The organism is Psychroflexus gondwanensis ACAM 44, assembly GCF_000355905.1.
In the GTDB taxonomy this organism is placed as follows: domain Bacteria; phylum Bacteroidota; class Bacteroidia; order Flavobacteriales; family Flavobacteriaceae; genus Psychroflexus; species Psychroflexus gondwanensis.
Map to the genome: position 1 here is coordinate 15,593 of NZ_APLF01000014.1, position 22,321 is coordinate 37,913.

Here is a 22,321-nt window from a genome sequence, read left to right on the forward strand (position 1 = left end):
TTAAGATTTTTTGGGTTTTGATTTAGTTGTCTTTTTTGTGCTTGTTTTCTTTTTAGCAGTCGTTTTTTTGGCTGGCTTTTTAGTCGTTGTTTTCTTCGCCGCTGTTTTTTTAGTCGTTTTTTTCTTAGTCTTTGTATTTTTGGCTAAAATAGCTTCTGCTTCATCCAATGCCATTCCTTCTGCATCGGTAGTTTTAGGCAATTCTACTTTAGTCTTTCCTTTAGAAAGTTTGAAACGTCCCCACCTTGCCTTTTCTAGTTTTATACCTTGTTCTTCCCAATCATGAATTAATTTGTCTTTTTCTTTCTGAATTTTATCTTCGATCAATTCAACAATATCCTCTTCAGAAAGATTGTCGAAATCATATTTTTTATTCACATTGATAAAAATATCGTCCCATTTCAAGTACGGACCAAAACGACCTACTCCTTTCTGAACTCCTTTTTCGTTATGATAGTATATAGGCTCTTCTGCTTTTTCTTTTGCTTTTATAAGCTCAACAGCGCGATCGTAAGTGACGTCCAAAGGATCTTCGCCTTTATCTAGAGAAACAAACTTTTTCCCGAATCGAACGTAAGGACCAAAACGACCAATGTTGGCCTCGACCTCTTCTTCCTTATATTCTCCCAACTGTTTAGGAAGTTTAAATAAGTCCATGGCTTCTTCATAAGTCACTGAGGACAAGGTTTGGCTAGGTTTTAAACTTGCAAACCTAGGCTTTTCATCGTCTTCTACAGAACCAATTTGTACCATAGGGCCAAATTTTCCCAGACGTGCACTCACAGGTTTGCCAGATTCAGGGTCTTCTCCTAATATTCGCTCGCCTACCTCTCGTTCTGCATTAGCAGCAACGTCTAAGACATTAGGATGGAAATGTACGTAAAAGTCACTCATCACCTTGGTCCACTGGGCATTGCCTTCAGCAACCTCATCGAAGTCTTGTTCGAGTTTAGCTGTAAAATTATAATCTAAAATACCTTCAAAATGTTTCACCAGAAAGTCATTCACCACCATACCAACATCTGTTGGGACAAGTTTGCCTCTATCGCTTCCCACTTTTTCAGATAGTGTTTTGCTTTTTATATCGTTATCTTTTAAAGTATATTGAACATACTCTCTATCGCTACCGTCAATATTTCCTTTTTCAATATATTTCCTGTTTTGAATTGTCGAAATCGTGGGAGCATAAGTCGATGGGCGTCCAATTCCTAATTCTTCCAACTTTTTCACCAGAGATGCTTCTGTATATCTAGACGGTGGCCTTGTATAGCGCTCTGTCGCTAGAATATAATCATTCTGTAATTTCTCCCCTACAGACATGGCTGGAAGCAATCCACTTTGCTCTTCGTCTTCTTCATCCTGACCTTCTAAATAAACTTTTAGAAATCCATCAAACTTAATAACTTCACCGTTCGCTGTAAAGTGACGATCGTCTTTATCTGATGATATCTTAACGTTGGTTCTTTCGAGTTCAGCATCGCTCATCTGCGAAGCAATACCTCGTTTCCAAATCAACTCGTATAAACGCTGTTGGTCCCGTTCTGCATCAATTTGATGTACGGCAAAGTTTGTTGGTCGTATAGCTTCATGGGCTTCTTGTGCTCCTTTAGACTTTCCTTTATAATTTCTAGCCTTATGGTATTTATCACCATAAGCACTTTTAATCTCATCTTTTGCTCCTTCTTTAGCTTGAGAAGATAAGTTTACACTATCAGTTCTCATGTAGGTGATATGTCCAGCTTCATAGAGTCGCTGAGCCATATTCATGGTTTTACTAACAGAAAAATATAGCTTCCGAGCAGCTTCTTGTTGTAATGTAGAAGTTGTAAACGGAGGCGCTGGAGATTTTTTTGCAGGTTTTTTGGTTAAGTCATCTACATTGAAATTGGCCTGTTTCTGGGTTTCTAAAAAACCTTCTACTTCTTTTTGAGACTCAAGGTTCTTTGGGAGTTTTGCTTTAAAGCTTGCCCCATTTTTAGTTTGAAATTGAGCATCTACTCTATAAAACACCTGAGGATCGAAGTCTAATACGTCTCTTTCCCGTTCCACTATTAATCTAACGGATACCGATTGAACTCTTCCGGCAGAAAGGCCACCTTTCACTTTTCTCCATAAAATTGGAGATAATTCGTACCCTACTAAACGGTCTAAAATCCGTCTCGCTTTTTGAGCATTAACTAAGTTGTAATTAATTTCTCTTGGATTCTTTATCGCCTTTTGTATAGCGGATTTGGTGATTTCAGAAAAGACAATTCGCTTGGTTTTTTTTGCATCTAGCTTCAGTTCATCCGCTAGATGCCAAGCTATGGCCTCTCCTTCTCTATCCTCATCACTCGCTAGCCAAACAATTTCCGATTCTTTTGCTAGTTTGGTGAGCTTTCTAACAACATCTTTTTTGTCGGTATTAACTATATATGTAGGCTTGAAGTCGTTGTCTACATCTACCCCCAGCTCTTTAGACGGTAAATCTGCAATATGACCAAAACTAGAAGCCACTTTATAATCTTTACCTAAAAATTTTTCTATAGTCTTAGCTTTGGCAGGAGACTCAACTATTACTAGATTTTTTGCCATTATTGATTTATTTATGTTACAAAAGTATACGAATTTTTGGATTTTGATTTTAGAAAGTCCTATAAAGTAACTTTTCGAAGCGATTTCAATCCTCTACACCAAAGCAAATTTTGGCAAAGGAAGTAAATTTTTAACTCCTAAAATTGATAAAATGACAGTTTGTCAGTAATTTCATAACTTGTATCTTTGCCTAAATTATTACAACTTCATATGGAGAAGATTATTGATGAGACTCTACAGGGGAAAACCCTGGTTAAAGAAAAGAAGGAAAATAACACTAAGAAACTTTACATTGAAAGTTACGGCTGCGCTATGAATTTTAGCGATAGTGAAATCGTAGCGTCTATATTGGATAAACAAGGATACAATACTACCAACGAACTTTCTGAAGCTGACCTAGTTTTGGTCAATACCTGTTCTATAAGAGATAAAGCAGAGCAAACGGTAAGAAAACGCTTGGAAAAATATAATGCCGTCAAGAAAATAAACCCTTCTATGAAGGTGGGAGTTTTGGGCTGTATGGCAGAACGCTTAAAAAGTAAATTTCTTGAAGAAGAGAAAATTGTAGATCTGGTTGTAGGTCCAGATGCCTATAAGGATTTACCAAACTTACTGGAGGAGGTTGAAAGTGGTAGAGATGCCATAAACGTGATTTTGTCCAAAGAAGAAACTTACGGTGATATTTCACCGGTCCGTTTGCAAAGCAACGGCGTATCTGCATTTGTGTCGATTACCAGAGGCTGTGATAATATGTGTACTTTTTGCGTAGTGCCATTTACTCGGGGAAGAGAACGAAGCCGAGATCCTTTAAGTATTATTGATGAAGTGAATGATTTGTGGAGTAAAGGCTACAAGGAAATCACTTTACTAGGCCAGAATGTAGATAGTTACTTATGGTATGGTGGCGGTTTGAAGAAAGATTTCAAAAGCGCAACCGAAATGCAAAAAGCTACGGCAGTTAGTTTTTCAAATTTACTGGACATGGTAGCAAAAGCCCAACCAGGAATGCGCATTCGCTTTTCTACGTCGAACCCACAGGACATGACGATGGATGTGATTGAAATCATGGCAAAACATAAGAATATTTGCGATTACATACACCTCCCCGTTCAAAGTGGTAGCGATAGAATTTTAAAGAAAATGAACAGGCTCCACACTCGAGAGGAGTACTTTAGGATGATAGATAATATTAGAAAAATCATACCCGGCTGTGGCATCTCACAAGATATGATCATTGGATTCCCTTCAGAAACAGAAGAAGATCACCAAGACACCATATCCTTGATGGACTATGTAAAATACGATTTCGGGTATATGTTTGCTTATTCTGAACGACCAGGAACGCTTGGCGCTAAAAAATTTGAAGATGACATTTCAGAGGCTACCAAGAAAAAACGCCTTCAGGAAATCATAGACGTTCAGCTAAAACATTCACGTTTTAGAACGGAACAGCATCTCGGTAAGGTTGAAGAGGTTTTAATCGAAAAGGAATCTAAAAAATCCAATCTGCAATGGAGCGGACGAAACACTCAAAACACAACCGTCGTATTTCCTAAAGAAGACTACAAAGTAGGAGATTATGTTTTAGTAAAAATGAAAAAGTGCACGAGTGCCACTTTAATTGGCGAACCCGTTGGTTATGGTCCTATGCAAGCTCTTTCATCTTAAAATAAATTTAAACTATGGAATCTCCACAAGCTGTTAAGCAGCGATTTGAAATTATAGGGAACGATCCCAACCTCAACAGGGCTATAGAAAAATCTATACGCGTGGCGCCTACAGATATTTCTGTTTTGGTCACAGGAGAAAGCGGAGTTGGTAAGGAAAGTCTACCTAAAATCATACATTCTCTTTCTCACAGAAAACACGCTAAATACATTGCTGTAAACTGTGGTGCTATCCCAGAAGGTACTATTGATAGTGAATTATTTGGTCACGAAAAGGGTGCTTTTACTGGAGCCACTCAATCCAGAGATGGCTATTTCAAGGAAGCCGACGGAGGAACTATTTTTCTAGATGAAGTAGGAGAATTGCCGCTCACCACTCAGGTAAGGCTCTTGAGAGTTCTTGAGACTGGAGAATTTATAAAGGTAGGATCCTCTAAAGTTCAAAAATCTGATATTAGAATCGTTGCAGCAACCAACGTTAATATGATTGAGGCTATAAAAGAAAATAAGTTTAGAGAAGATTTATACTACAGACTCAATACTGTTGAAATTCAACTTTCACCCTTAAGAGAACGCCGATCGGATATTCACTTATTGTTTAGAAAGTTTGCTTCAGATTTTGCGATTAAATATAAAATGCCAACGATACGCCTCACAGACCAAGCGATTAAAGCGCTGGAGAACTGCAGCTGGCCGGGTAACATCCGACAGCTTAAAAATGTTGCAGAACAAATATCAGTATTAGAGACTAGTCGAGAAGTAGATGAAGCCATACTCACGCATTATTTACCAAGTAACAGTTCCAATCTACCCTCTGTAATTTCAGAATCAAAAAGCAACAAAAGCGATTTTAGCAACGAAAGAGAAATTCTTTATAAAGTTCTTTTTGATATGAAAAATGACCTTCACGATCTTAAGAAATTGACTCTAGAGCTCATGGAAAAAGAAAATGATGAGACCTTTAAAGAAGAAAACAGAAGCTTAATTAGGAAAGTATACGGCGACTCCGACACAAAAAAAGAATTCTCTGAAGAATCTCATCAAGAGCAGCTAGAAATTTTGCAAATCCCTGAAAAAAAGAAAACAAAGCCGATTGAGCAACACATAGAAGATCCTTACGATTATGCTGAAGATATCGAAGAAGAGGAGACATTATCGCTTCAAGATAAAGAAGTGGAACTGATCAAAAAATCTTTGAATAGACACCAGGGAAAACGCAAGCCTGCAGCAGATGAACTAGGAATTAGTGAAAGAACGCTGTATAGAAAAATAAAACAATACGATTTATAATGAAGTTGAAAATAATTGGAGTTTTAGTATTGATTTTGAGCCTACAATCCTGTGGATATTATTCATTTACCGGCGCCGATACGGGAAATGCGGAAAACTTTCAGGTGAATTTCTTCGAAAATACTGCTCAGCTTATTGAGCCGGGTATTGATAGGGATTTTACTTTAGCTTTGCAGGATTTAATTCAAAATCAAACCAAGTTAAGCCTTACCAACTCGAACGCAGATCTTATTTACGAAGGAGAAATCACTCGGTACTACGTGGCGCCTATGACTGCCACTGCCGATAGCCAAGCTGCACAAAACCGACTGACCATAGCTGTAAATGTTCGATTTTATAATACTTTAGATCCAGAAAAAGATTTTGAACAAAATTTTTCATTTTATTTTGATTTTCCAGCAAACGAACAATTAACTGGCGCTACAAAGGATGAAGCTATTGGAGAAGTGTTCCTAAGGATCACTCAAGATATATTTAATGCCTCCTTAACGAATTGGTAATGGATAAAGAAGCGGTTTTAAATCTTATAAAATCACCGAAGGAATTTGAGGTGAATAGCTTAACAGCTATTACTGAGATGATTCACCAGTATCCGTATTTTCAACCTCTATACGCTATAAAGCTGAAATTACAGAACTACTACGGAAGTTTTCAATACAATAGGTTTTTAAAAACTACGGCTGCTTATACTCAGGACCGATCGGTTTTATTTGATTTTATTACCTCTGAAGAATTTCATCAACTGGACGTCGCCAATAAAATTGATTTGCTCATTGAAAAAAGCAAAGAACATTCCAGTGAAGAGTTCGAGATTAATAAACAAGTGGTCGACCAAATTAACGATCCAGACCTTTTTGTAGAAAAATCAAAATCCAACAAACAAGGGCAGCCTTTAGATTTTAATCCTTCCGAGACTCATTCTTTTCAAGAATGGCTGAAGTTGACCCAATTACAGCCTATAGAAAAAGTGGAAAGAGAGTTAACAATAAATCCTCAGTTTCAAGTCATAGACGAATTTATAAAGAATAACCCTAAAATTGTTCCTACGAAATCTTATGAATCTACAGAGAAAATAATAGCCAAGCACGAGCCGTCAACTCACCTTATGACGGAGACTTTGGCAAGAGTTTACACCGAACAAAAGCGATATGATAAAGCGATCCAAGCATTTAAGATATTAATTTTGAATAATCCCGAAAAAAGTTCTTTCTTTGCAGACCAAATTCAAGAAATAGAAAGACTTAAAGAAAATAAATTATAATGAGTACATTTTCCATATTTTTAGTTCTAATCGTAATAGTAGCATTCCTACTTATAGTTGTTATCATGGTTCAAAACCCTAAAGGTGGAGGTCTTTCCTCTTCTTTTGGAGGAGGAGGGTCTCAGCAAGTTGGAGGCGTTAAGCAAACCTCAGACTTCCTCGACAAAAGCACCTGGGCTTTAGCTACTTTATTATTGATTTTAATCTTATTATCAAACGTTACTATCATAAACAATAGAGGTGTTCAAGATTCCAAATTATTGGACGGCAATCAAGCTCCTATTGAAAACACACAATCCAACAATTTACCACCTGTAGACCAGCAGTAAATAGGGATTCTTAATCATTACAAAATGCCAGCTTATGACAAGCTGGCATTTTTTGTTGGTAATTGACAGGCCTTGTTTATTGGCACACTTTTAGACCCTTATTTTTAAAATTAAACCAAAAAACTTATTTATAATGGCAGTAAACATTAAACCTTTGGCAGACCGAGTGCTTATAGAGCCTCAAGCCGCAGAAACTAAAACAGCATCTGGAATTATTATTCCAGAAACCGCAAAGGAAAAACCACAACGTGGTAAAGTGGTTGCCGTCGGAAGTGGGAAAAAGAAACATACGATGACAGTAAAAGTTGGAGACATGGTTCTTTACGGAAAGTTTTCAGGTACAGAGTTAAAGCATGAAGAACATGACTATCTCATCATGAGAGAAGACGACATTTTAGCTATAGTATAATTCACAAATAAACAAACCCACAATATAATGGCAAAGAATATAATTTTTGATATAGAAGCAAGAAATGGTGTTAAGCGAGGTGTAGATGCTTTAGCTAACGCCGTAAAAGTAACATTAGGACCAAAAGGTCGTAACGTGATTATAGGTAAATCTTTTGGTGCACCAATGGTGACCAAAGATGGTGTAAGCGTTGCTAAAGAAATAGAACTTGAAGATGCTTTAGAGAATATGGGAGCACAAATGGTTAAAGAAGTGGCTTCCAAAACCAATGATCTAGCTGGTGACGGAACCACTACAGCTACTGTTTTAGCTCAGGCTATTGTTCACGAAGGACTTAAAAATGTAGCTTCAGGAGCAAATCCACTTGGACTTAAAAGAGGGATAGACAAAGCTGTAGCAGCTGTCGTTGCAGAATTAACCAAGCAAGCAAAATCTGTTGGAGATACTTCTGAAGAAATCAAGCAGGTCGCTTCCATTTCAGCAAATAACGATGACAAAATTGGCGAATTAATTGCTGAAGCTTTTGGTAAAGTAGGCAAAGAAGGCGTTATCACTGTTGAAGAAGCTAAAGGAACTGAAACTTATGTTGAAGTTGTAGAAGGGATGCAGTTCGATAGAGGTTATCTTTCTCCTTACTTCGTTACCGATAGTGAAAAAATGATTGTTGATCTTGAGAATCCATATATCTTAATCGTGGACAAAAAAATCAACTCTATGAAGGATTTACTTCCTGTATTGGAACCAGCTGCTCAAAGTGGTAAACCACTATTGATTATTGCTGAAGATATAGAAGGTGAAGCTTTAGCTACACTTGTTGTAAATAAATTGAGAGGTTCTTTAAAAATAGCTGCTGTAAAAGCACCAGGGTTTGGTGATCGCAGAAAAGCTATGCTAGAAGATCTTGCTATTTTAACAGGAGGTACTGTTATTTCAGAAGAGCGTGGAATTACATTAGAAAACACTACTCTAGATATGTTGGGTACTGCAGAAAATGTCACCTTAGATAAAGACAATACAACTATAGTAAACGGAGGTGGTGAAAAAGAAAATATCACTAACCGTGTGAATCAAATTAAAGCTCAAGTAGAATCTACAACTAGCGATTACGATAAAGAGAAATTACAAGAACGTCTAGCTAAATTATCTGGCGGAATTGGAGTTTTATATGTAGGAGCAGCTTCAGAAGTAGAAATGAAAGAGAAGAAAGACCGTGTAGATGATGCTTTACATGCAACTCGTGCAGCAGTGGAAGAAGGTATAGTTGCTGGTGGTGGCGTTGCATTCATCAGAACGCTTAAAGTTCTTTCTAAGCTTAAAGCTGATGATGCTGATGAGCAAACAGGAATCAATATCATTGCAAAAGCGATTGAATCTCCAATGAGAACTATCGTAGAAAATGCAGGTGGTGAAGGCTCTGTCGTTATCAATAAAGTCTTGGAAGGTAACCTAGGCTACGATGCTAAGACCAACACTTACGTGGATATGATAAAAGCAGGTATTATAGATCCTAAGAAAGTAACGAGAATTGCATTGGAAAATGCAGCTTCGGTTGCCGGAATGATTCTAACTACTGAATGCGCTCTTGTAGACATAAAGGAAGCCGATAATGGTGGCGGCGGGATGCCATCAATGGGAGGCGGAATGCCAGGAATGATGTAAGCATCATCCCTTATAGAATAAGATAGAAGCCGTTTCTTTTTAGAAGCGGCTTTTTTCATTTTTACATTTTGAGAGTGAGTCATACCTATTAGTACTTCAAATGTATCCTAAAAGAGAATTAGAAATGGTAAAACAAAAATTGAAAAGAATAAGCATCAAAAATTTGAAAAGCTTAATTATATTAGGCAAAAATTAATAATCATGAAATATATTTTAGCATTACTTACAATTTTTGGGACTTCTCTAATTTATTCTCAGTCTGTTGAATTTAACGTTGATGAGACTGTCGTTACCAACCATGAGGTGACTATAAATGGCAAACAATTCAATTACACTGCAGAAACAGGGATGCAACCCGTTTGGGACCAACAAGGTAAACCCATCGCAGGACTACAATACACGTATTATAAAGTTTCTAATCTTAAAAAAAATGAGACTTCTAAAGAAAGACCACTAGTCATTTCATTTAACGGTGGCCCAGGCTCTGCTTCCGTTTGGATGCATCTTGCGTATACAGGTCCGCGGATTCTAAACATAAGTGATGAAGGCTTTCCTGTTCAACCTTATGGGTATAAGGAAAACCCCTACAGTATTTTGGATGTTGCAGACATAGTATACGTAAACCCAGTAAATACAGGATACTCAAGACCTGTACTAGACGAGAAAGGCAATTTTGAAAAGTCAAAATTCTTTGGAGTTAATGCCGATGTGGAGTATTTGGCAGAATGGATCAACACATTTGTAAGTAGAAAAGACAAATGGCTTGCGCCAAAATATTTAATCGGTGAAAGTTATGGGACAACGAGGGTATCTGGCTTGGCCAATAGTCTTCAAAATTCACATTGGATGTATATCAACGGAGTCATTTTGGTTTCTCCTACAGAATTAGGGATAGAAAGAGATGGGCCTATTGAGGTCGCCAATAGATTACCTTATTTTACCGCTGCAGCTTGGTACCACGATAAACTGAGCCCTGAATTACAAAGTAAACCTATTCTAGATGTACTTGATGAAGTAGAAAGTTTCACTATTCAAGAACTTATCCCTGCCCTTACAATGGGTGGATTCTTAGATTCTGAGAAAAAGAAAGCTATTGTCGAAAAGATGTCCTATTATTCTAGCGTAGAGGAAAAGCTCTTTCTTCAAAACAATTTAGAATTACCCTTTAATGTGTTTTGGAAAACTTTAAAAATTGATGATGGCTATACTGTTGGACGTTTAGATTCAAGGTATTTAGGCCTTGATGGTAAGGAAGCAGGAACTCGACCAGATTACAATTCCGAGCTAACTGCATGGTTACAGTCCTTTACCCCAGCGATAAACGATTACCTTAAAAATGAGCTTAATTATAAGACAGATTTAAAATACAACATGTTTGGTAATGTATATCCTTGGGACAGAACTCAAAACAATAATACAGGCAAAGAGTTAAGACAAGCTATGGCTCAAAACCCTAGTATGGAGGTCATGATTCAATCTGGCTTGTTCGATGGAGCTACTACCTATTTTAATGCAAAGTATACCATGTGGCACATTGATGCAAGTGGAAAAATGCAGGACAGGTTACATTTCAAAACCTATGAGAGTGGCCACATGATGTATCTTAGAAAAGAAGATTTAGAAACGGCTAACAATGACATTAGAGAATTTATAAAGACTAGCCTACCAAAAGCTAATTCTCCAATTAAGTATTAGATATAGTTGAAGCATAAAAAAAGCCTGTTTGTAGCTACAAACAGGCTTTTTTGATTAAACTAAGTCCTTAATTACTCTACTGTAAATATTCCGTTCATTAAAGCAACGTGCCCAGGAAAACTACAAATAAAATCGTAATCTCCTTTTTCAGGCGCTTGAAAGGTAATTGTAGTTTTTTGACCACCACCTAACATGTCAGTATGAACAATAATAACATCAGAGTCTTCAGGTATATAATCATTGTCTTTATACTCTAAAGCTTCTTGTCCAAACTCTTGAACGTTTGTTCCTTTTTTCAACAAAACAAAATTGTGTCCCATCGATTCTTTTGGAAGTTTCCCAACGTGTTCGAACGTGAGCACAACTTCATCTCCAGCTGAAACAGTAATTTGGCTTTTATTATATTTCATTTGATCATTACCAGATAGATAAACTTCGGAAATTCCTTCCTCTTTTACCTTCTCATTGGAACTTGAACTTGAGTTGATCTTGATACCTTGTTTTTCCTCAGATTTTTTAGCTTCTCCTCCACATCCTATTAAAAGGCTAGTAGATAAAAAAAGTAAAGCGAGTGTTTTTTTCATTTGATTTATTTTAATTTATTAATATTTAACTTATCTTTTTTCTATTGATTTAAATTCACGTTTTGCCTCACCCGTATAGACTTGTCTTGGTCGTCCAATAGGCTCATTTTGAAGGCGCATTTCTTTCCATTGTGCAATCCATCCTGGAAGTCTTCCTAGTGCAAACATCACCGTAAACATAGAAGTTGGAATTCCAATCGCTCTATAAATGATTCCCGAATAGAAATCAACATTAGGGTAAAGTTTTCTTTCGATGAAATATTCATCATTAAGGGCTACCTCTTCCAAGCCTTTAGCTATTTCCAAAATCGGATCATCAATACCTAATTTATCTAAAACTTCATCAGCAGCTTTCTTAATAATTTTAGCTCTTGGATCGAAATTTTTGTAAACTCTATGTCCAAACCCCATTAATCGGAAGGGGTCGTCTTTATCTTTAGCTTTTGCCATGTACTTTTGCACATCACCACCATCTGCTTGAATAGCTTCTAGCATTTCTATAACCGCTTGGTTGGCTCCTCCGTGGAGTGGTCCCCACAATGCACTTATGCCAGCTGAAATTGAAGCATATAAACTTGCGTGCGATGATCCAACAACTCTTACCGTGGCAGTTGAGCAATTTTGCTCATGGTCTGCGTGAAGTATTAATAATTTATCAAGCGCATTAGCTATCACAGGATCCACCTCATATTCTTCGGAGGGAACTGCGAACATCATTTTTAAAAAATTTGAACAGTAATCTAAACTATTGTCAGGATAATTTGCTTTATGACCTACTTTATTCTTATACGCCCAAGCGGCCATGGTTGGCATCTTAGCGATAAGTCTTTTGATAGTTTGGTCTACTTCATTTGCAGATCTGTTTGGATCTAATGATTCAGGATAAAATGCGGTTAATGAAGACACCAAAGAGCACAATACTCCCATTGGATGGGAATTGGATGGGAAACCATCAATTATATTTTTTATATCCTCATGAATTAAGGTATGGTATGTAATCTCTTTTCTATAAGATGCCAAGGCAGTCTTGTCTGGTAATTCACCATAAATTAATAAGTAAGAAACTTCTAAAAAACTTGCGTTTTCCGCTAAATCTTCAATGGAGTAACCTCTGTATCTTAATATCCCTTTTTCACCATCTAAAAAAGTAATACTACTAGAGGTTGACCCTGTATTCTTAAAACCACGATCTAGTGTAATGTAACCTGTAGAAGCTCTTAAAGAACTTATATCTATGGCTTTTTCATTTTCACTACCCGTAACTATTGGAAGCTCAATTTTTTTTCCATCTAAAATTAATTCCGCTTTATCTGACATTTTATAATTGTTTAATTTAATATGCAAATTAAGGTATAAAGATGCGATTACAAAATTTGGTCTATTAAATATATGTGAAGCTATTGAAGATAATAGTGAACACATTCAAGTTTGAATCCTGAAAGTGCAAAAGAGCATTATTCTATCTTCAAATCGCTAAAATATCCAAGGATACAGAAAAGCAAATTTGATTTTTATTATTTAAAGAAGAACCGATTTGACTTAAAAAAAATAACCAAACCCTTTTTAATAAGTTTGGTTATATAAACAACTATTCCAAAAAGGAATAGTTTAGATTTTGTAGTTATTTTTGAATTTTGAATGCATTGAGTTGTGGGAAGTAAGCATTATCTCCCAATTCCTCTTCTATTCTAATAAGTTGATTATATTTTGCCATCCTATCACTCCTAGAGGCAGATCCTGTTTTGATTTGTCCTGTGGACAAGGCGACGGCTAAATCTGCTATGGTATTGTCTTCTGTTTCACCAGATCTGTGAGACATAACAGACGTATAACCCGCATTATGAGCCATATTTACAGCAGCGATAGTCTCTGTTAAGGTTCCTATTTGGTTCACTTTGATAAGGATTGAGTTGGCTATATTGTTTTCAATACCTTTCTTTAAACGTTTTACGTTAGTTACAAATAAATCATCACCAACCAGTTGTACTTTTTTGCCAATCTTTTCGGTTAGAATCTTCCAACCTTCCCAATCGTCCTCATCCATTCCATCTTCTATAGAAATAATAGGATAGTTTTCTGAAAGCTCAGTTAAGTAATTAGCCTGCTCTTCAGATGACATTATTTTAGCAGAATCTCCTTCAAATTTCTTGTAATTGTAGTTTCCATCTTCATAAAATTCGGCTGCTGCACAATCTAAAGCAATCATAACTTCATCTCCAAATTTGTAGCCTGCATTTTCAACAGCCAATTTAATAGAGTCAAGAGCATCTTCAGTTCCTTTCAGTTTTGGAGCAAAACCACCTTCATCACCAACAGCTGTACTCAAGTTTCTGTCCTTAAGAACTTTTTTGAGATGGTGAAATATTTCAGTACCCATCTTTAGGGCATGAGAAAAACTCTCTGCTTTTACGGGCATCACCATAAATTCTTGAAAAGCAATAGGAGCATCACTATGTGAACCACCATTAATAATATTCATCATTGGAACAGGGAGCGTATTTGTAGACACGCCTCCTATATATCTGTAAAGAGGTAAATTCAACTCATTAGCAGCAGCCTTTGCTACAGCAAGGGAAACTCCAAGAATTGCATTAGCTCCAAGTTTAGATTTATTCTCTGTACCGTCCAAATCGATCATGATTTGGTCAATTTCAGATTGTTCATATACTGAAATCCCCAGTAATCGATCTGCGATTGTTGTGTTTACATTTTCTATGGCTTTTAGGACCCCTTTACCCATATAATCTTTGCCACCGTCTCTTAGCTCAACGGCTTCATGAACTCCAGTTGATGCTCCAGATGGAACGGCAAACCTTCCCAATGTACCAGTTTCAGTAATTACATCTACCTCTAAAGCTGGATTCCCTCTAGAATCAAATATTTGTCTTGCATGTATGTCTAATATAGCGCTCATAATTTATTTTTTTGTTTATCGCAATTTAGGAAATAAACACTAAATTATCTGAAAAGTTGATTCTTATTTGATTGGTAGCAAGCTATAACGATATAGTTAACAGTGATTTAAGAAACATCTTCAAATCAATCTTACTAAAGATCACGTTAAATTTACCACTATTTAAAACCTTAGGATGAGAGCCTACGTATATTTAAGAAATAATAAAATAAAAACTATGAAAAATTTAAAAATTCAATTGGTATTAGTAATGAGTGTTATTATGACAACACTGAGTTACGGTCAGACTAAAATGGTAGGCGGAGCAGAAATGTCTCCTTCTAAAAACATTATAGAAAACGCTGTAAATTCTAAAGACCACACTACTTTGGTAGCTGCTGTTAAAGCTGCTGATCTTGTTGAGACTCTATCAAGTGATGGGCCTTTTACAGTATTTGCTCCTACCAATGCTGCTTTTGGAAATCTACCTGAAGGAACGGTAGAGACTTTACTAAAACCAGAAAACAAAAAACAATTGCAAACTGTTTTGACTTACCACGTTATTGCCGGTAATTTTAGTGCAAGCGATGTTGTTGCTGCCATTAAAAAAGGCAATGGGAAAGCAGAGCTTAAAACTGTAAGTGGTGGTATGGTTACTGCTATGCTTGACGGTAAAAGCGTAAAAATTAAAGACTCCAAAGGAAATGTTGCTACGGTAACAATTGCAGATGTAAATCAATCTAATGGTGTTATTCACGTTATAGACACAGTACTTTTACCATAATTAACTCATTATAGTAAGTTGCCTCGGGGCAAGCCCACTAGGGGTTATATAGGAAAAGTTTATAATTCGAGACAAGTCTCGGAGCATTTTAATCTCGGTTATCGATTAAAATAAAAAGTGGGCCATCTGGCCCACTTTTTTTATGCTGAAACATTTTTTGAAGACATGATTTCAAAAAAGTCGTCAAATAAATAGGTAGCATCATTGGGACCGGGTCCAGCTTCTGGATGATATTGCACCGAGAAACAAGGCTTGCCATTCACTTTGATACCCGCTACAGAATGATCATTTAAATGCATATGAGAAATTTCAACCTTGTCGTTAGACTCCGTGGACTTTTTGTCTATCGTAAATCCATGATTTTGAGAAGTAACTTCACTCTTACCAGAAACTAGGTTAATAACAGGGTGATTGATTCCTCTATGGCCATTGTGCATTTTAAAAGTTGGTATGCCTACAGACAGGGCAATAACTTGATGACCAAGACAAATGCCAAAGGTAGGAATGGCATTGCTGATGCATTTCTTAGCCAAGTCGATAGCAGAAGCTAGGGGTTCTGGATCACCAGGGCCATTAGACAGTAATATTCCTGAAGGATTCCATTCCATCAACTCCTCGTAAGTAGAGTTATAAGGAAAAACCTTTATGTAAGCCCCTCTTGCTTCAAGACGTCTCAAAATATTTTTTTTCACTCCTAAATCTAGGACAGCGACTCTAGAGTCAGATAATTTATCACCTAGCGTGTATCCTGTTTTTGTAGACACGGAAGAAGCAAGCTCTAAACCTTTCATAGAAGGATGATTAGCTAATTCGGCTTTAAGAGCCTCTAAGTTATCGACGTCGGAAGAGATAATGGCATTCATTGCGCCATGCTTTCTGATGTGTGAGACCAAGGCTCTAGTGTCTACATCGAAAACAACTGGGAGATCTGCTTCATTTAGAAATTCTTCTAAACTAGAATCAGAATTAGCTCGGGAGGGCGCAAATGAAAAATTCTTACAAACCAATCCAGAAATCTTTACGCCATCAGATTCGCTCTCGTCGGAATTAACCCCATAATTACCAATATGTGCATTGGTAGTCACCATGATTTGACCAAAATAGGAAGGATCGGTAAATATTTCTTGATAGCCAGTCATACCAGTATTGAAACAAATCTCGCCCGATCTATTGGAATCAAACTTTGCTGAAGATTGGCCTTTAAATACTGTTCCATCAGCTAGTAAGATAACTGCAGGAGTTTTTAAGTTATATTTCATAGGTGTAGATTTAAAAAAAGGGATAAACTAATAAAAGTTTATCCCTTTGATTTACAAAAATATGTTGAAGTTATTAAGCCTCATCTGTTTTAGAATCTGAATTATCTGTAGTTTCTACTTGATCCTCTTCTTTTGCTTTTTTACCAGCACGTCTAGTCGATTTCTTCTTAGCTTGTTTCTTACCAGGTGTATATACCTCATTGAAGTCTACAAGCTCAATCATTGCCATTTCTGCTGCATCACCAAGTCTGTTACCAAGTTTGATGATACGAGTATAACCTCCAGGTCTTTCTCCAACCTTAGGGGCAACTTCTCTAAAAAGTTCTGCTACCATATATTTGTCTTTCAATTTAGAAAAAACCAAACGACGGTTATGGGTAGTATCGGATTTAGATTTAGTAACCAAGGGTTCTACGTATTGTCTCAAAGCTTTAGCTTTAGCAACAGTAGTATTTATTCTTTTATGCTCAATTAGGGAACAGGCCATGTTCGAAAGCATTGCTTTCCTATGTGAGGACGTTCTCCCTAAGTGATTTAATTTCTTTCTATGTCTCATGATTAATGTATTTTGTACTTAACAAGTTTAGTCTTTGTCAAGTTTATATTTAGAAAGGTCCATACCGAAGTCTAGTCCTTTATTTTCTACAAGTTCTTCTAGCTCAGTAAGTGATTTTTTACCGAAGTTTCTAAACTTCATCAAGTCACTTTTGTTATGAGAAACCAAATCACCTAAAGTCTCAACTTCTGCAGCTTTTAAACAATTCAAAGCACGAACAGATAAATCAAGATCTACAAGTTTAGTTTTGAGTAATTGTCTCATGTGAAGAGATTCTTCATCATAAGTCTCAGCTTGTGACATTTCTTCTGTTTCAAGCGTAATACGCTCATCAGAGAAAAGCATAAAGTGATGAATTAAGGTTTTCGCAGCTTCTGTAAGAGCATCTTTGGGATGAATAGAGCCATCACTACTGATCTCGAAAATTAATTTTTCGTAATCAGTTTTTTGTTCAACCCTAAAGTTTTCAATACTGTATTTTACGTTTTTAATTGGCGTAAAAACAGAATCCGTAAAGATAGTTCCAATAGGAGCTTTTGAAGTTTTGTTCTCTTCAGCAGGAACGTACCCTCTACCTTTTTGAACTGTAAGCTCAAGGTTTAGAGAAACTTTTTTATCCATCGTACAGATTTCAAGATCTGGGTTTAGGATATCAAAGCCTGTAAGGTACTTTTGAAAGTCACCTGCAGTCATCTTATCGCTACCGGAAAAAGAGATAGAGACTGTTTCGTTGTCTACATCTTCAGCTCTTTTCTTAAATCTGATTTGTTTCAGGTTCAATATGATTTCGGTAACGTCTTCAACGACACCTTCTATAGTAGAAAACTCGTGATCAACACCTTCAATTCTTACTGAAGTGATAGCGAATCCTTCAAGGGATGATAACAGAACTCTACGAAGAGCGTTACCGACAGTTAGACCATAACCTGGTTCTAAGGGCCTAAACTCGAAAGTGCCCTCAAAATCAGTCGAATCTATCATGATAACTTTATCGGGCTTCTGAAAATTAAATAATGCCATAAATTTGAGTGTTGTCAGTTATTATTTAGAGTATAATTCGACGATGAATTGCTCATTAATTTTTTCTGGAATCTGTGATCTTTCTGGAACATTTACAAAAGTTCCTTGCATTTTCTCACTATTCCAAGTCATCCATTCGTGAACAGATTTATTATTAGATAAAGACTCTTGAACCACGTTAAGTGATTTAGATTTTTCTCTAATACTAACAACATCATTTGGTTTAATTTGGTAGGAAGGAATGTTTACTAACTCGCCATTCACAGTAATATGCTTGTGAGATACTAGTTGTCTAGCAGCACTTCTAGTAGGTGCAATACCTAATCTAAAGGCTACATTGTCTAATCTAGCTTCGCATAACTGCAATAAGATCTCACCTGTAATACCAGAAGATCTGTTGGCTTTACTAAACATGTTACGGAATTGCTTTTCTAAAATACCATAAGTATATTTAGCTTTTTGCTTTTCCATGAGTTGCACTGCATACTCAGATTTTTTACCTCTTCTTCTGTTGTTACCGTGTTGGCCAGGAGGGTAATTTCTTTTTTCGAAAGATTTGTCGTCACCATAAATGGATTCACCAAATTTTCTAGCTATTTTAGTTTTAGGACCGGTATATCTTGCCATTGTCGTGTATTTAATTTACTCTATTATGAATTAAGGTCTTATCCTTCGATAATAGTATCAATTGATTTATAAAAATTAGACTCTTCTTCGTTTTGGTGGTCTACAACCATTATGTGGAATTGGAGTTACATCAATAATCTCAGTAACCTCAATACCTGAATTATGCAAAGATCTTATAGCGGATTCTCTTCCGTTACCTGGACCTTTTACATAAACTTTTACTTTACGTAAACCAGCTTCGTGAGCAACTTTACTTGCATCTTCAGCTGATAATTGAGCAGCATAAGGAGTGTTCTTTTTACTACCTCTAAAGCCCATCTTACCTGAAGATGACCATGAAATAACATCGCCTTTTTTGTTGGTTAACGAAACGATGATGTTATTAAAAGAGGCAGAAATATGAGCTTCGCCATATGCATCTACAACTACTTTACGTTTTTTTGTTGTTGATTTTGCCATTGTTAATTATTATTTAGTTACTTTTTTCTTATTAGCAACTGTTTTTCTTCTTCCTTTTCTTGTACGGGAGTTGTTTTTGGTTCTTTGACCTCTTAATGGTAAACCAGTTCTATGTCTAATTCCTCTATAACACCCAATATCCATCAATCTTTTAATGTGGATTTGAACTTGAGATCTTAGTTCTCCTTCGATAGTATTTTTACCGACTTCTTCTCTGATCTTACCGATTTGATCATCGTTCCAATCTGAAACTTTGATACTTTCGTCTACACCGGCATCTTTCAGTATTTTCTTAGATCTACTGTTACCGATTCCGAAGATATAGGTTAAAGCTATAACTCCTCTTTTTTGTTTTGGTATATCTACACCTGCAATTCTAGCCATAATTAACCTTGTCTTTGTTTGAATTTAGGATTTTTCTTATTAATGACATAAAGACGTCCTTTTCTACGAACTATCTTACAATCAGAACTTCTTTTCTTTATTGATGCTCTAACTTTCATAATCTTTAGTATCTATAGGTTATTCGAGCCTTAGTTAAATCGTAAGGACTCATTTCTAATTTTACTTTATCACCAGGTAGTAATTTTATATAATGCATTCTCATTTTACCAGATATATGAGCAGTAACAATATGCTCATTTTCAAGTTCTACACGAAACATCGCATTAGATAATGCTTCTATAATTGTACCATCTTGCTCTATCGAGGGTTGTTTTGCCATATTATGCGACTGCTTTTCTATTTTTACCAGATTTCATTAATCCATCGTAATGTCTATTCAAAAGGTATGAGTTGACTTGTTGTATAGTGTCTATTGCAACTCCCACCATAATCAATAATGACGTTCCTCCGAAAAATAAACCCCATCCTTGTTGTACGTTAAGTAGTGAAACGATTACAGCAGGGAAAACTGCTATGAGAGCTAAAAATATAGATCCGGGTAATGTAATTTGAGACATGACTCTATCTAAATATTCAGAGGTTTCAGATCCTGGACGAATGCCTGGTATAAAACCGCCACTACGCTTTAGATCATCTGCCATTTTATTGGTAGGAACTGTGATAGCCGTATAGAAATAGGTAAACACTATAATAAGTATTCCAAACACTAAATTATACCAGAATCCAAACATATTTTGGAATGCTGCTGTAATACCTTGAGCCATTTCAGTGTCAGAAAGACCTGCAACAGCCGCTGGAATAAACATAATTGCCTGAGCAAATATAATAGGCATTACCCCAGAAGCATTAAGCCTTAGCGGTATAAATTGTCTAGCACCTCCAACTGAAGCCTTTTCAAATTTGCCTGAAGCATTTTTTCTTGCGTACTGTACTGGGATTTGTCTCACCGCTCTCACTAACATTACGGAAGCAAGAATAATCACAAACCAAATCACCAATTCAATAAGAATTAAGATTAAACCACCATTAGATTCAGTAACTCTAGATATGAATTCTTGTATAAAAGCTTGAGGTAAAGTTGCAATAATTCCAACCATAATCAAAAGCGAAATTCCATTACCAATACCTTTATCTGTAATTTTCTCACCTAACCACATTGCAAAAATACAACCAGTAGTAAGAATAATAACAGACGATACCACGAAAGTAAAAGTACTATCCATTAAGAAAGCGGAGGAAGGAAGTATATTATATAAATTGATAATATATCCTGGTCCTTGAACCAATGTAATAGCAATCGTTAACCAACGGGTAATCTGAGTAATCTTTTTTCTACCGCTATCGCCTTCCTTCTGTAATTTTTGAAGATATGGAATAGCTATGGTCATCAACTGCACTACAATAGACGCAGAGATGTAGGGCATAATTCCTAAAGCAAAAACTGAAGCGTTAGAGAAAGCACCACCGGTAAAAGCATTTAATAAACCAAGAATTCCACCGTCTGTCTGAGAAGAAAGACTAGCTAATTGAGCTGCATCGATCCCAGGCAAAACGATTTGTGCTCCAAATCTATAAACCAGTAACAAACCAAGTGTGAGAAGAATTCTATTCTTCAATTCCTCAATTTTCCAGATATTCTTTAATGTTTCAAAAAACTTCATAAGGTGATTGGTTAAATAGTGATAGCTTCTCCTCCAGCTGCTTCAATTGCTGATTTTGCAGAAGCGGAAAATTTGTGAGCAGAAACTTTCAGTTTAGCTTTCAATTCACCTCTACCTAAAACTTTAAGAGGTAGGTTTTTATTGACTTGATCCATACTGTGTAAAATATCAAAATCGACAGAATCTTTGATCAATTTATGATCAACAAGCTCCTGAAGACGGTCCAAATTAATGGTTTGGTATTCCACTCTGTTAGGATTTGTAAATCCAAATTTAGGAACTCGTCTTTGAAGGGGCATTTGACCACCTTCAAATCCAATCTTTCTCGAGTATCCAGAACGGGATTTAGCACCTTTATGTCCTCTACCAGCAGTACCACCATTACCAGTCGCTTGACCTCTACCGAGACGTTTGGTTGTAGTTTTGACAGAACCTTTGGCAGGTTTTAAATTATGTAATTCCATAGTTTTAGTTTATTTCTTGTACAGAAACTAAATGTTTAACTTTATTAACCATTCCCATTAAAGAATCTGATTTATCAAATTCATTAGATTGGCCAATTTTTCTTAAACCCATAGCTTCTAATGTAAGCTTTTGGTTTTTTGGACGCTTAATAGCGCTCTTGGTTTTAGTAACTTTGATTCTAGCCATAATAATGTATCTTAACCATTAAATAATTTCTCGAGGGTAATTCCTCTTTGCTTAGCTATTTGCTCTGCACCTCTTAATTTCAATAAAGCATCAAAAGTTGCCTTTACCATATTGTGAGGATTGGAAGATCCTTGGTTTTTAGATAATACATCGTGAACACCAACGGCTTCTAAAACCATACGTGTAGGTCCACCAGCAATAACACCGGTACCTGCAGAAGCTGGTAATAAAAATACTCTGGCACCACCATACTTACCTAATTGCTCATGCGGTAAAGTAGATTTGTGTAAAGGAATTCTAACTAAGTTTTTCTTAGCATCTTCTACACCTTTAGAAATAGCATCGGCAACTTCCTTGGATTTACCCAATCCGTGCCCAACTACTCCATTTTCATCACCTACTACAACTATAGCAGAAAATCCAAAAGCTCTACCACCTTTGGTGACTTTAGTAACTCGTTGAACTCCTACTAAACGATCTTTAAGATCTAGTCCACCAGGCTTTACAGTTTCAACGTTTTTATAATCTTGATACATAT

Annotated in this window: 25 protein-coding genes; 9 read left to right on the plus strand and 16 right to left on the minus strand. The window is 36.3% G+C overall.

Annotation, left to right across the window (positions count from 1 at the left end; translation table 11 throughout):
• Entirely contained in the window at positions 1-2,574 is a 2,574-nt protein-coding gene (topA, locus tag PGOND44_RS11980; RefSeq protein ID WP_003442601.1) for a type I DNA topoisomerase, read from the minus strand.
• Positions 2,575-2,784: 210 nt separating this feature from the next.
• On the opposite strand from topA, the gene miaB reads away from it, so the two are divergent.
• The 8 genes from miaB (at position 2,785) to PGOND44_RS12020 (ending at position 10,884) form a co-directional block, all read left to right on the plus strand.
• Complete coding sequence (gene miaB, locus PGOND44_RS11985; RefSeq protein WP_003442604.1) at positions 2,785-4,242, plus strand: tRNA (N6-isopentenyl adenosine(37)-C2)-methylthiotransferase MiaB; 1,458 nt, start codon at positions 2,785-2,787, stop codon at positions 4,240-4,242.
• A gap of 14 nt (positions 4,243-4,256) precedes the next feature.
• The gene (locus PGOND44_RS11990; RefSeq protein ID WP_003442607.1) at positions 4,257-5,531 is read left to right on the plus strand and encodes a sigma-54-dependent Fis family transcriptional regulator; all 1,275 of its coding nucleotides are present in this window, start codon (positions 4,257-4,259) and stop codon (positions 5,529-5,531) included.
• On the plus strand, positions 5,531-6,031 hold the full coding sequence (locus tag PGOND44_RS11995) for an LptE family protein (RefSeq protein WP_003442610.1): 501 nt from the start codon (positions 5,531-5,533) through the stop codon (positions 6,029-6,031). The genes PGOND44_RS11990 and PGOND44_RS11995 overlap by 1 nt, the downstream gene beginning before the upstream one ends.
• Positions 6,031-6,792: a hypothetical protein gene (locus PGOND44_RS12000; protein ID WP_003442613.1), complete on the plus strand. Its 762-nt coding sequence runs from the start codon at positions 6,031-6,033 to the stop codon at positions 6,790-6,792. Before PGOND44_RS11995 ends, PGOND44_RS12000 begins: the two co-directional genes overlap by 1 nt.
• On the plus strand, positions 6,792-7,121 hold the full coding sequence (gene secG / locus PGOND44_RS12005) for a preprotein translocase subunit SecG (protein WP_003442616.1): 330 nt from the start codon (positions 6,792-6,794) through the stop codon (positions 7,119-7,121). Before PGOND44_RS12000 ends, secG begins: the two co-directional genes overlap by 1 nt.
• Positions 7,122-7,254: 133 nt before the next feature.
• On the plus strand, positions 7,255-7,530 hold the full coding sequence (locus tag PGOND44_RS12010) for a co-chaperone GroES (RefSeq protein ID WP_003442619.1): 276 nt from the start codon (positions 7,255-7,257) through the stop codon (positions 7,528-7,530).
• A 27-nt stretch (positions 7,531-7,557) separates the two neighbouring features.
• Positions 7,558-9,189: a chaperonin GroEL gene (gene groL / locus PGOND44_RS12015; RefSeq protein WP_003442622.1), complete on the plus strand. Its 1,632-nt coding sequence runs from the start codon at positions 7,558-7,560 to the stop codon at positions 9,187-9,189.
• Positions 9,190-9,390: 201 nt separating this feature from the next.
• Positions 9,391-10,884: a S10 family peptidase gene (locus tag PGOND44_RS12020; RefSeq protein ID WP_003442625.1), complete on the plus strand. Its 1,494-nt coding sequence runs from the start codon at positions 9,391-9,393 to the stop codon at positions 10,882-10,884.
• Positions 10,885-10,955: 71 nt separating this feature from the next.
• Here the strand turns inward: PGOND44_RS12020 and azu are convergent, their stop codons facing one another.
• From azu to eno, 3 genes are all read right to left on the minus strand, one after another.
• Complete coding sequence (azu, locus tag PGOND44_RS12025) at positions 10,956-11,468, minus strand: azurin (RefSeq protein WP_003442628.1); 513 nt, start codon at positions 11,466-11,468, stop codon at positions 10,956-10,958.
• Between the two features lie 30 nt (positions 11,469-11,498).
• A complete protein-coding gene (locus PGOND44_RS12030; protein ID WP_003442631.1) occupies positions 11,499-12,785 on the minus strand; it encodes a citrate synthase in 1,287 nt (428 codons plus the stop codon).
• A gap of 304 nt (positions 12,786-13,089) precedes the next feature.
• Positions 13,090-14,382 (minus strand): phosphopyruvate hydratase, encoded by a 1,293-nt coding sequence (gene eno / locus PGOND44_RS12035; RefSeq protein WP_003442633.1) that lies wholly within the window; start codon positions 14,380-14,382, stop codon positions 13,090-13,092.
• Between the two features lie 217 nt (positions 14,383-14,599).
• On the opposite strand from eno, the gene PGOND44_RS12040 reads away from it, so the two are divergent.
• Positions 14,600-15,145: a fasciclin domain-containing protein gene (locus PGOND44_RS12040; protein ID WP_040556134.1), complete on the plus strand. Its 546-nt coding sequence runs from the start codon at positions 14,600-14,602 to the stop codon at positions 15,143-15,145.
• A 140-nt stretch (positions 15,146-15,285) separates the two neighbouring features.
• Here the strand turns inward: PGOND44_RS12040 and carA are convergent, their stop codons facing one another.
• The 12 genes from carA to rpsE form a co-directional block, all read right to left on the minus strand.
• Entirely contained in the window at positions 15,286-16,404 is a 1,119-nt protein-coding gene (gene carA / locus PGOND44_RS12045) for a glutamine-hydrolyzing carbamoyl-phosphate synthase small subunit (RefSeq protein WP_003442638.1), read from the minus strand.
• 73 nt (positions 16,405-16,477) lie between these two features.
• Entirely contained in the window at positions 16,478-16,960 is a 483-nt protein-coding gene (gene rplQ, locus PGOND44_RS12050; protein ID WP_040556129.1) for a 50S ribosomal protein L17, read from the minus strand.
• A 27-nt stretch (positions 16,961-16,987) separates the two neighbouring features.
• A complete protein-coding gene (locus PGOND44_RS12055; protein ID WP_003442645.1) occupies positions 16,988-17,980 on the minus strand; it encodes a DNA-directed RNA polymerase subunit alpha in 993 nt (330 codons plus the stop codon).
• Between the two features lie 21 nt (positions 17,981-18,001).
• A complete protein-coding gene (rpsD, locus tag PGOND44_RS12060; protein ID WP_003442648.1) occupies positions 18,002-18,607 on the minus strand; it encodes a 30S ribosomal protein S4 in 606 nt (201 codons plus the stop codon).
• Between the two features lie 75 nt (positions 18,608-18,682).
• Positions 18,683-19,066: a 30S ribosomal protein S11 gene (gene rpsK, locus PGOND44_RS12065; protein WP_003442651.1), complete on the minus strand. Its 384-nt coding sequence runs from the start codon at positions 19,064-19,066 to the stop codon at positions 18,683-18,685.
• Between the two features lie 9 nt (positions 19,067-19,075).
• On the minus strand, positions 19,076-19,450 hold the full coding sequence (gene rpsM, locus PGOND44_RS12070; protein WP_003442653.1) for a 30S ribosomal protein S13: 375 nt from the start codon (positions 19,448-19,450) through the stop codon (positions 19,076-19,078).
• Between the two features lie 2 nt (positions 19,451-19,452).
• A complete protein-coding gene (gene ykgO, locus PGOND44_RS15365) occupies positions 19,453-19,569 on the minus strand; it encodes a type B 50S ribosomal protein L36 (RefSeq protein WP_003442659.1) in 117 nt (38 codons plus the stop codon).
• Positions 19,570-19,574: 5 nt separating this feature from the next.
• The gene (gene infA, locus PGOND44_RS12075) at positions 19,575-19,790 is read right to left on the minus strand and encodes a translation initiation factor IF-1 (RefSeq protein WP_003442661.1); all 216 of its coding nucleotides are present in this window, start codon (positions 19,788-19,790) and stop codon (positions 19,575-19,577) included.
• A gap of 1 nt (position 19,791) precedes the next feature.
• Positions 19,792-21,132, minus strand: coding sequence for a preprotein translocase subunit SecY (gene secY / locus PGOND44_RS12080; protein ID WP_003442662.1), 1,341 nt, complete (start codon positions 21,130-21,132; stop codon positions 19,792-19,794).
• A gap of 11 nt (positions 21,133-21,143) precedes the next feature.
• On the minus strand, positions 21,144-21,596 hold the full coding sequence (gene rplO / locus PGOND44_RS12085; protein WP_003442663.1) for a 50S ribosomal protein L15: 453 nt from the start codon (positions 21,594-21,596) through the stop codon (positions 21,144-21,146).
• A gap of 4 nt (positions 21,597-21,600) precedes the next feature.
• A complete protein-coding gene (gene rpmD / locus PGOND44_RS12090; RefSeq protein ID WP_003442664.1) occupies positions 21,601-21,783 on the minus strand; it encodes a 50S ribosomal protein L30 in 183 nt (60 codons plus the stop codon).
• Positions 21,784-21,794: 11 nt separating this feature from the next.
• On the minus strand, positions 21,795-22,319 hold the full coding sequence (gene rpsE, locus PGOND44_RS12095; RefSeq protein WP_003442665.1) for a 30S ribosomal protein S5: 525 nt from the start codon (positions 22,317-22,319) through the stop codon (positions 21,795-21,797).
• Between the last annotated feature and the right edge of the window lie 2 nt (positions 22,320-22,321).

Coding starts and splice junctions, on each gene's coding strand:
- rpsE (WP_003442665.1), bottom strand. CDS start 22,319: ATGTATCAAGATTATAAAAACGTTGAAACTGTAAAGCCTGGTGGACTA.
- PGOND44_RS12040 (WP_040556134.1), top strand. CDS start 14,600: ATGAAAAATTTAAAAATTCAATTGGTATTAGTAATGAGTGTTATTATG.
- rpsD (WP_003442648.1), bottom strand. CDS start 18,607: ATGGCAAGATATACCGGTCCTAAAACTAAAATAGCTAGAAAATTTGGT.
- PGOND44_RS12030 (WP_003442631.1), bottom strand. CDS start 12,785: ATGTCAGATAAAGCGGAATTAATTTTAGATGGAAAAAAAATTGAGCTT.
- carA (WP_003442638.1), bottom strand. CDS start 16,404: ATGAAATATAACTTAAAAACTCCTGCAGTTATCTTACTAGCTGATGGA.
- azu (WP_003442628.1), bottom strand. CDS start 11,468: ATGAAAAAAACACTCGCTTTACTTTTTTTATCTACTAGCCTTTTAATA.
- rpsM (WP_003442653.1), bottom strand. CDS start 19,450: ATGGCTAGAATTGCAGGTGTAGATATACCAAAACAAAAAAGAGGAGTT.
- PGOND44_RS12000 (WP_003442613.1), top strand. CDS start 6,031: ATGGATAAAGAAGCGGTTTTAAATCTTATAAAATCACCGAAGGAATTT.
- secY (WP_003442662.1), bottom strand. CDS start 21,132: ATGAAGTTTTTTGAAACATTAAAGAATATCTGGAAAATTGAGGAATTG.
- PGOND44_RS11990 (WP_003442607.1), top strand. CDS start 4,257: ATGGAATCTCCACAAGCTGTTAAGCAGCGATTTGAAATTATAGGGAAC.
- secG (WP_003442616.1), top strand. CDS start 6,792: ATGAGTACATTTTCCATATTTTTAGTTCTAATCGTAATAGTAGCATTC.
- rplQ (WP_040556129.1), bottom strand. CDS start 16,960: ATGAGACATAGAAAGAAATTAAATCACTTAGGGAGAACGTCCTCACAT.
- PGOND44_RS12020 (WP_003442625.1), top strand. CDS start 9,391: ATGAAATATATTTTAGCATTACTTACAATTTTTGGGACTTCTCTAATT.
- rpsK (WP_003442651.1), bottom strand. CDS start 19,066: ATGGCAAAATCAACAACAAAAAAACGTAAAGTAGTTGTAGATGCATAT.
- rpmD (WP_003442664.1), bottom strand. CDS start 21,783: ATGGCTAGAATCAAAGTTACTAAAACCAAGAGCGCTATTAAGCGTCCA.
- topA (WP_003442601.1), bottom strand. CDS start 2,574: ATGGCAAAAAATCTAGTAATAGTTGAGTCTCCTGCCAAAGCTAAGACT.
- rplO (WP_003442663.1), bottom strand. CDS start 21,596: ATGGAATTACATAATTTAAAACCTGCCAAAGGTTCTGTCAAAACTACA.
- PGOND44_RS12010 (WP_003442619.1), top strand. CDS start 7,255: ATGGCAGTAAACATTAAACCTTTGGCAGACCGAGTGCTTATAGAGCCT.
- ykgO (WP_003442659.1), bottom strand. CDS start 19,569: ATGAAAGTTAGAGCATCAATAAAGAAAAGAAGTTCTGATTGTAAGATA.
- infA (WP_003442661.1), bottom strand. CDS start 19,790: ATGGCAAAACAACCCTCGATAGAGCAAGATGGTACAATTATAGAAGCA.
- groL (WP_003442622.1), top strand. CDS start 7,558: ATGGCAAAGAATATAATTTTTGATATAGAAGCAAGAAATGGTGTTAAG.
- miaB (WP_003442604.1), top strand. CDS start 2,785: ATGGAGAAGATTATTGATGAGACTCTACAGGGGAAAACCCTGGTTAAA.
- PGOND44_RS11995 (WP_003442610.1), top strand. CDS start 5,531: ATGAAGTTGAAAATAATTGGAGTTTTAGTATTGATTTTGAGCCTACAA.
- PGOND44_RS12055 (WP_003442645.1), bottom strand. CDS start 17,980: ATGGCATTATTTAATTTTCAGAAGCCCGATAAAGTTATCATGATAGAT.
- eno (WP_003442633.1), bottom strand. CDS start 14,382: ATGAGCGCTATATTAGACATACATGCAAGACAAATATTTGATTCTAGA.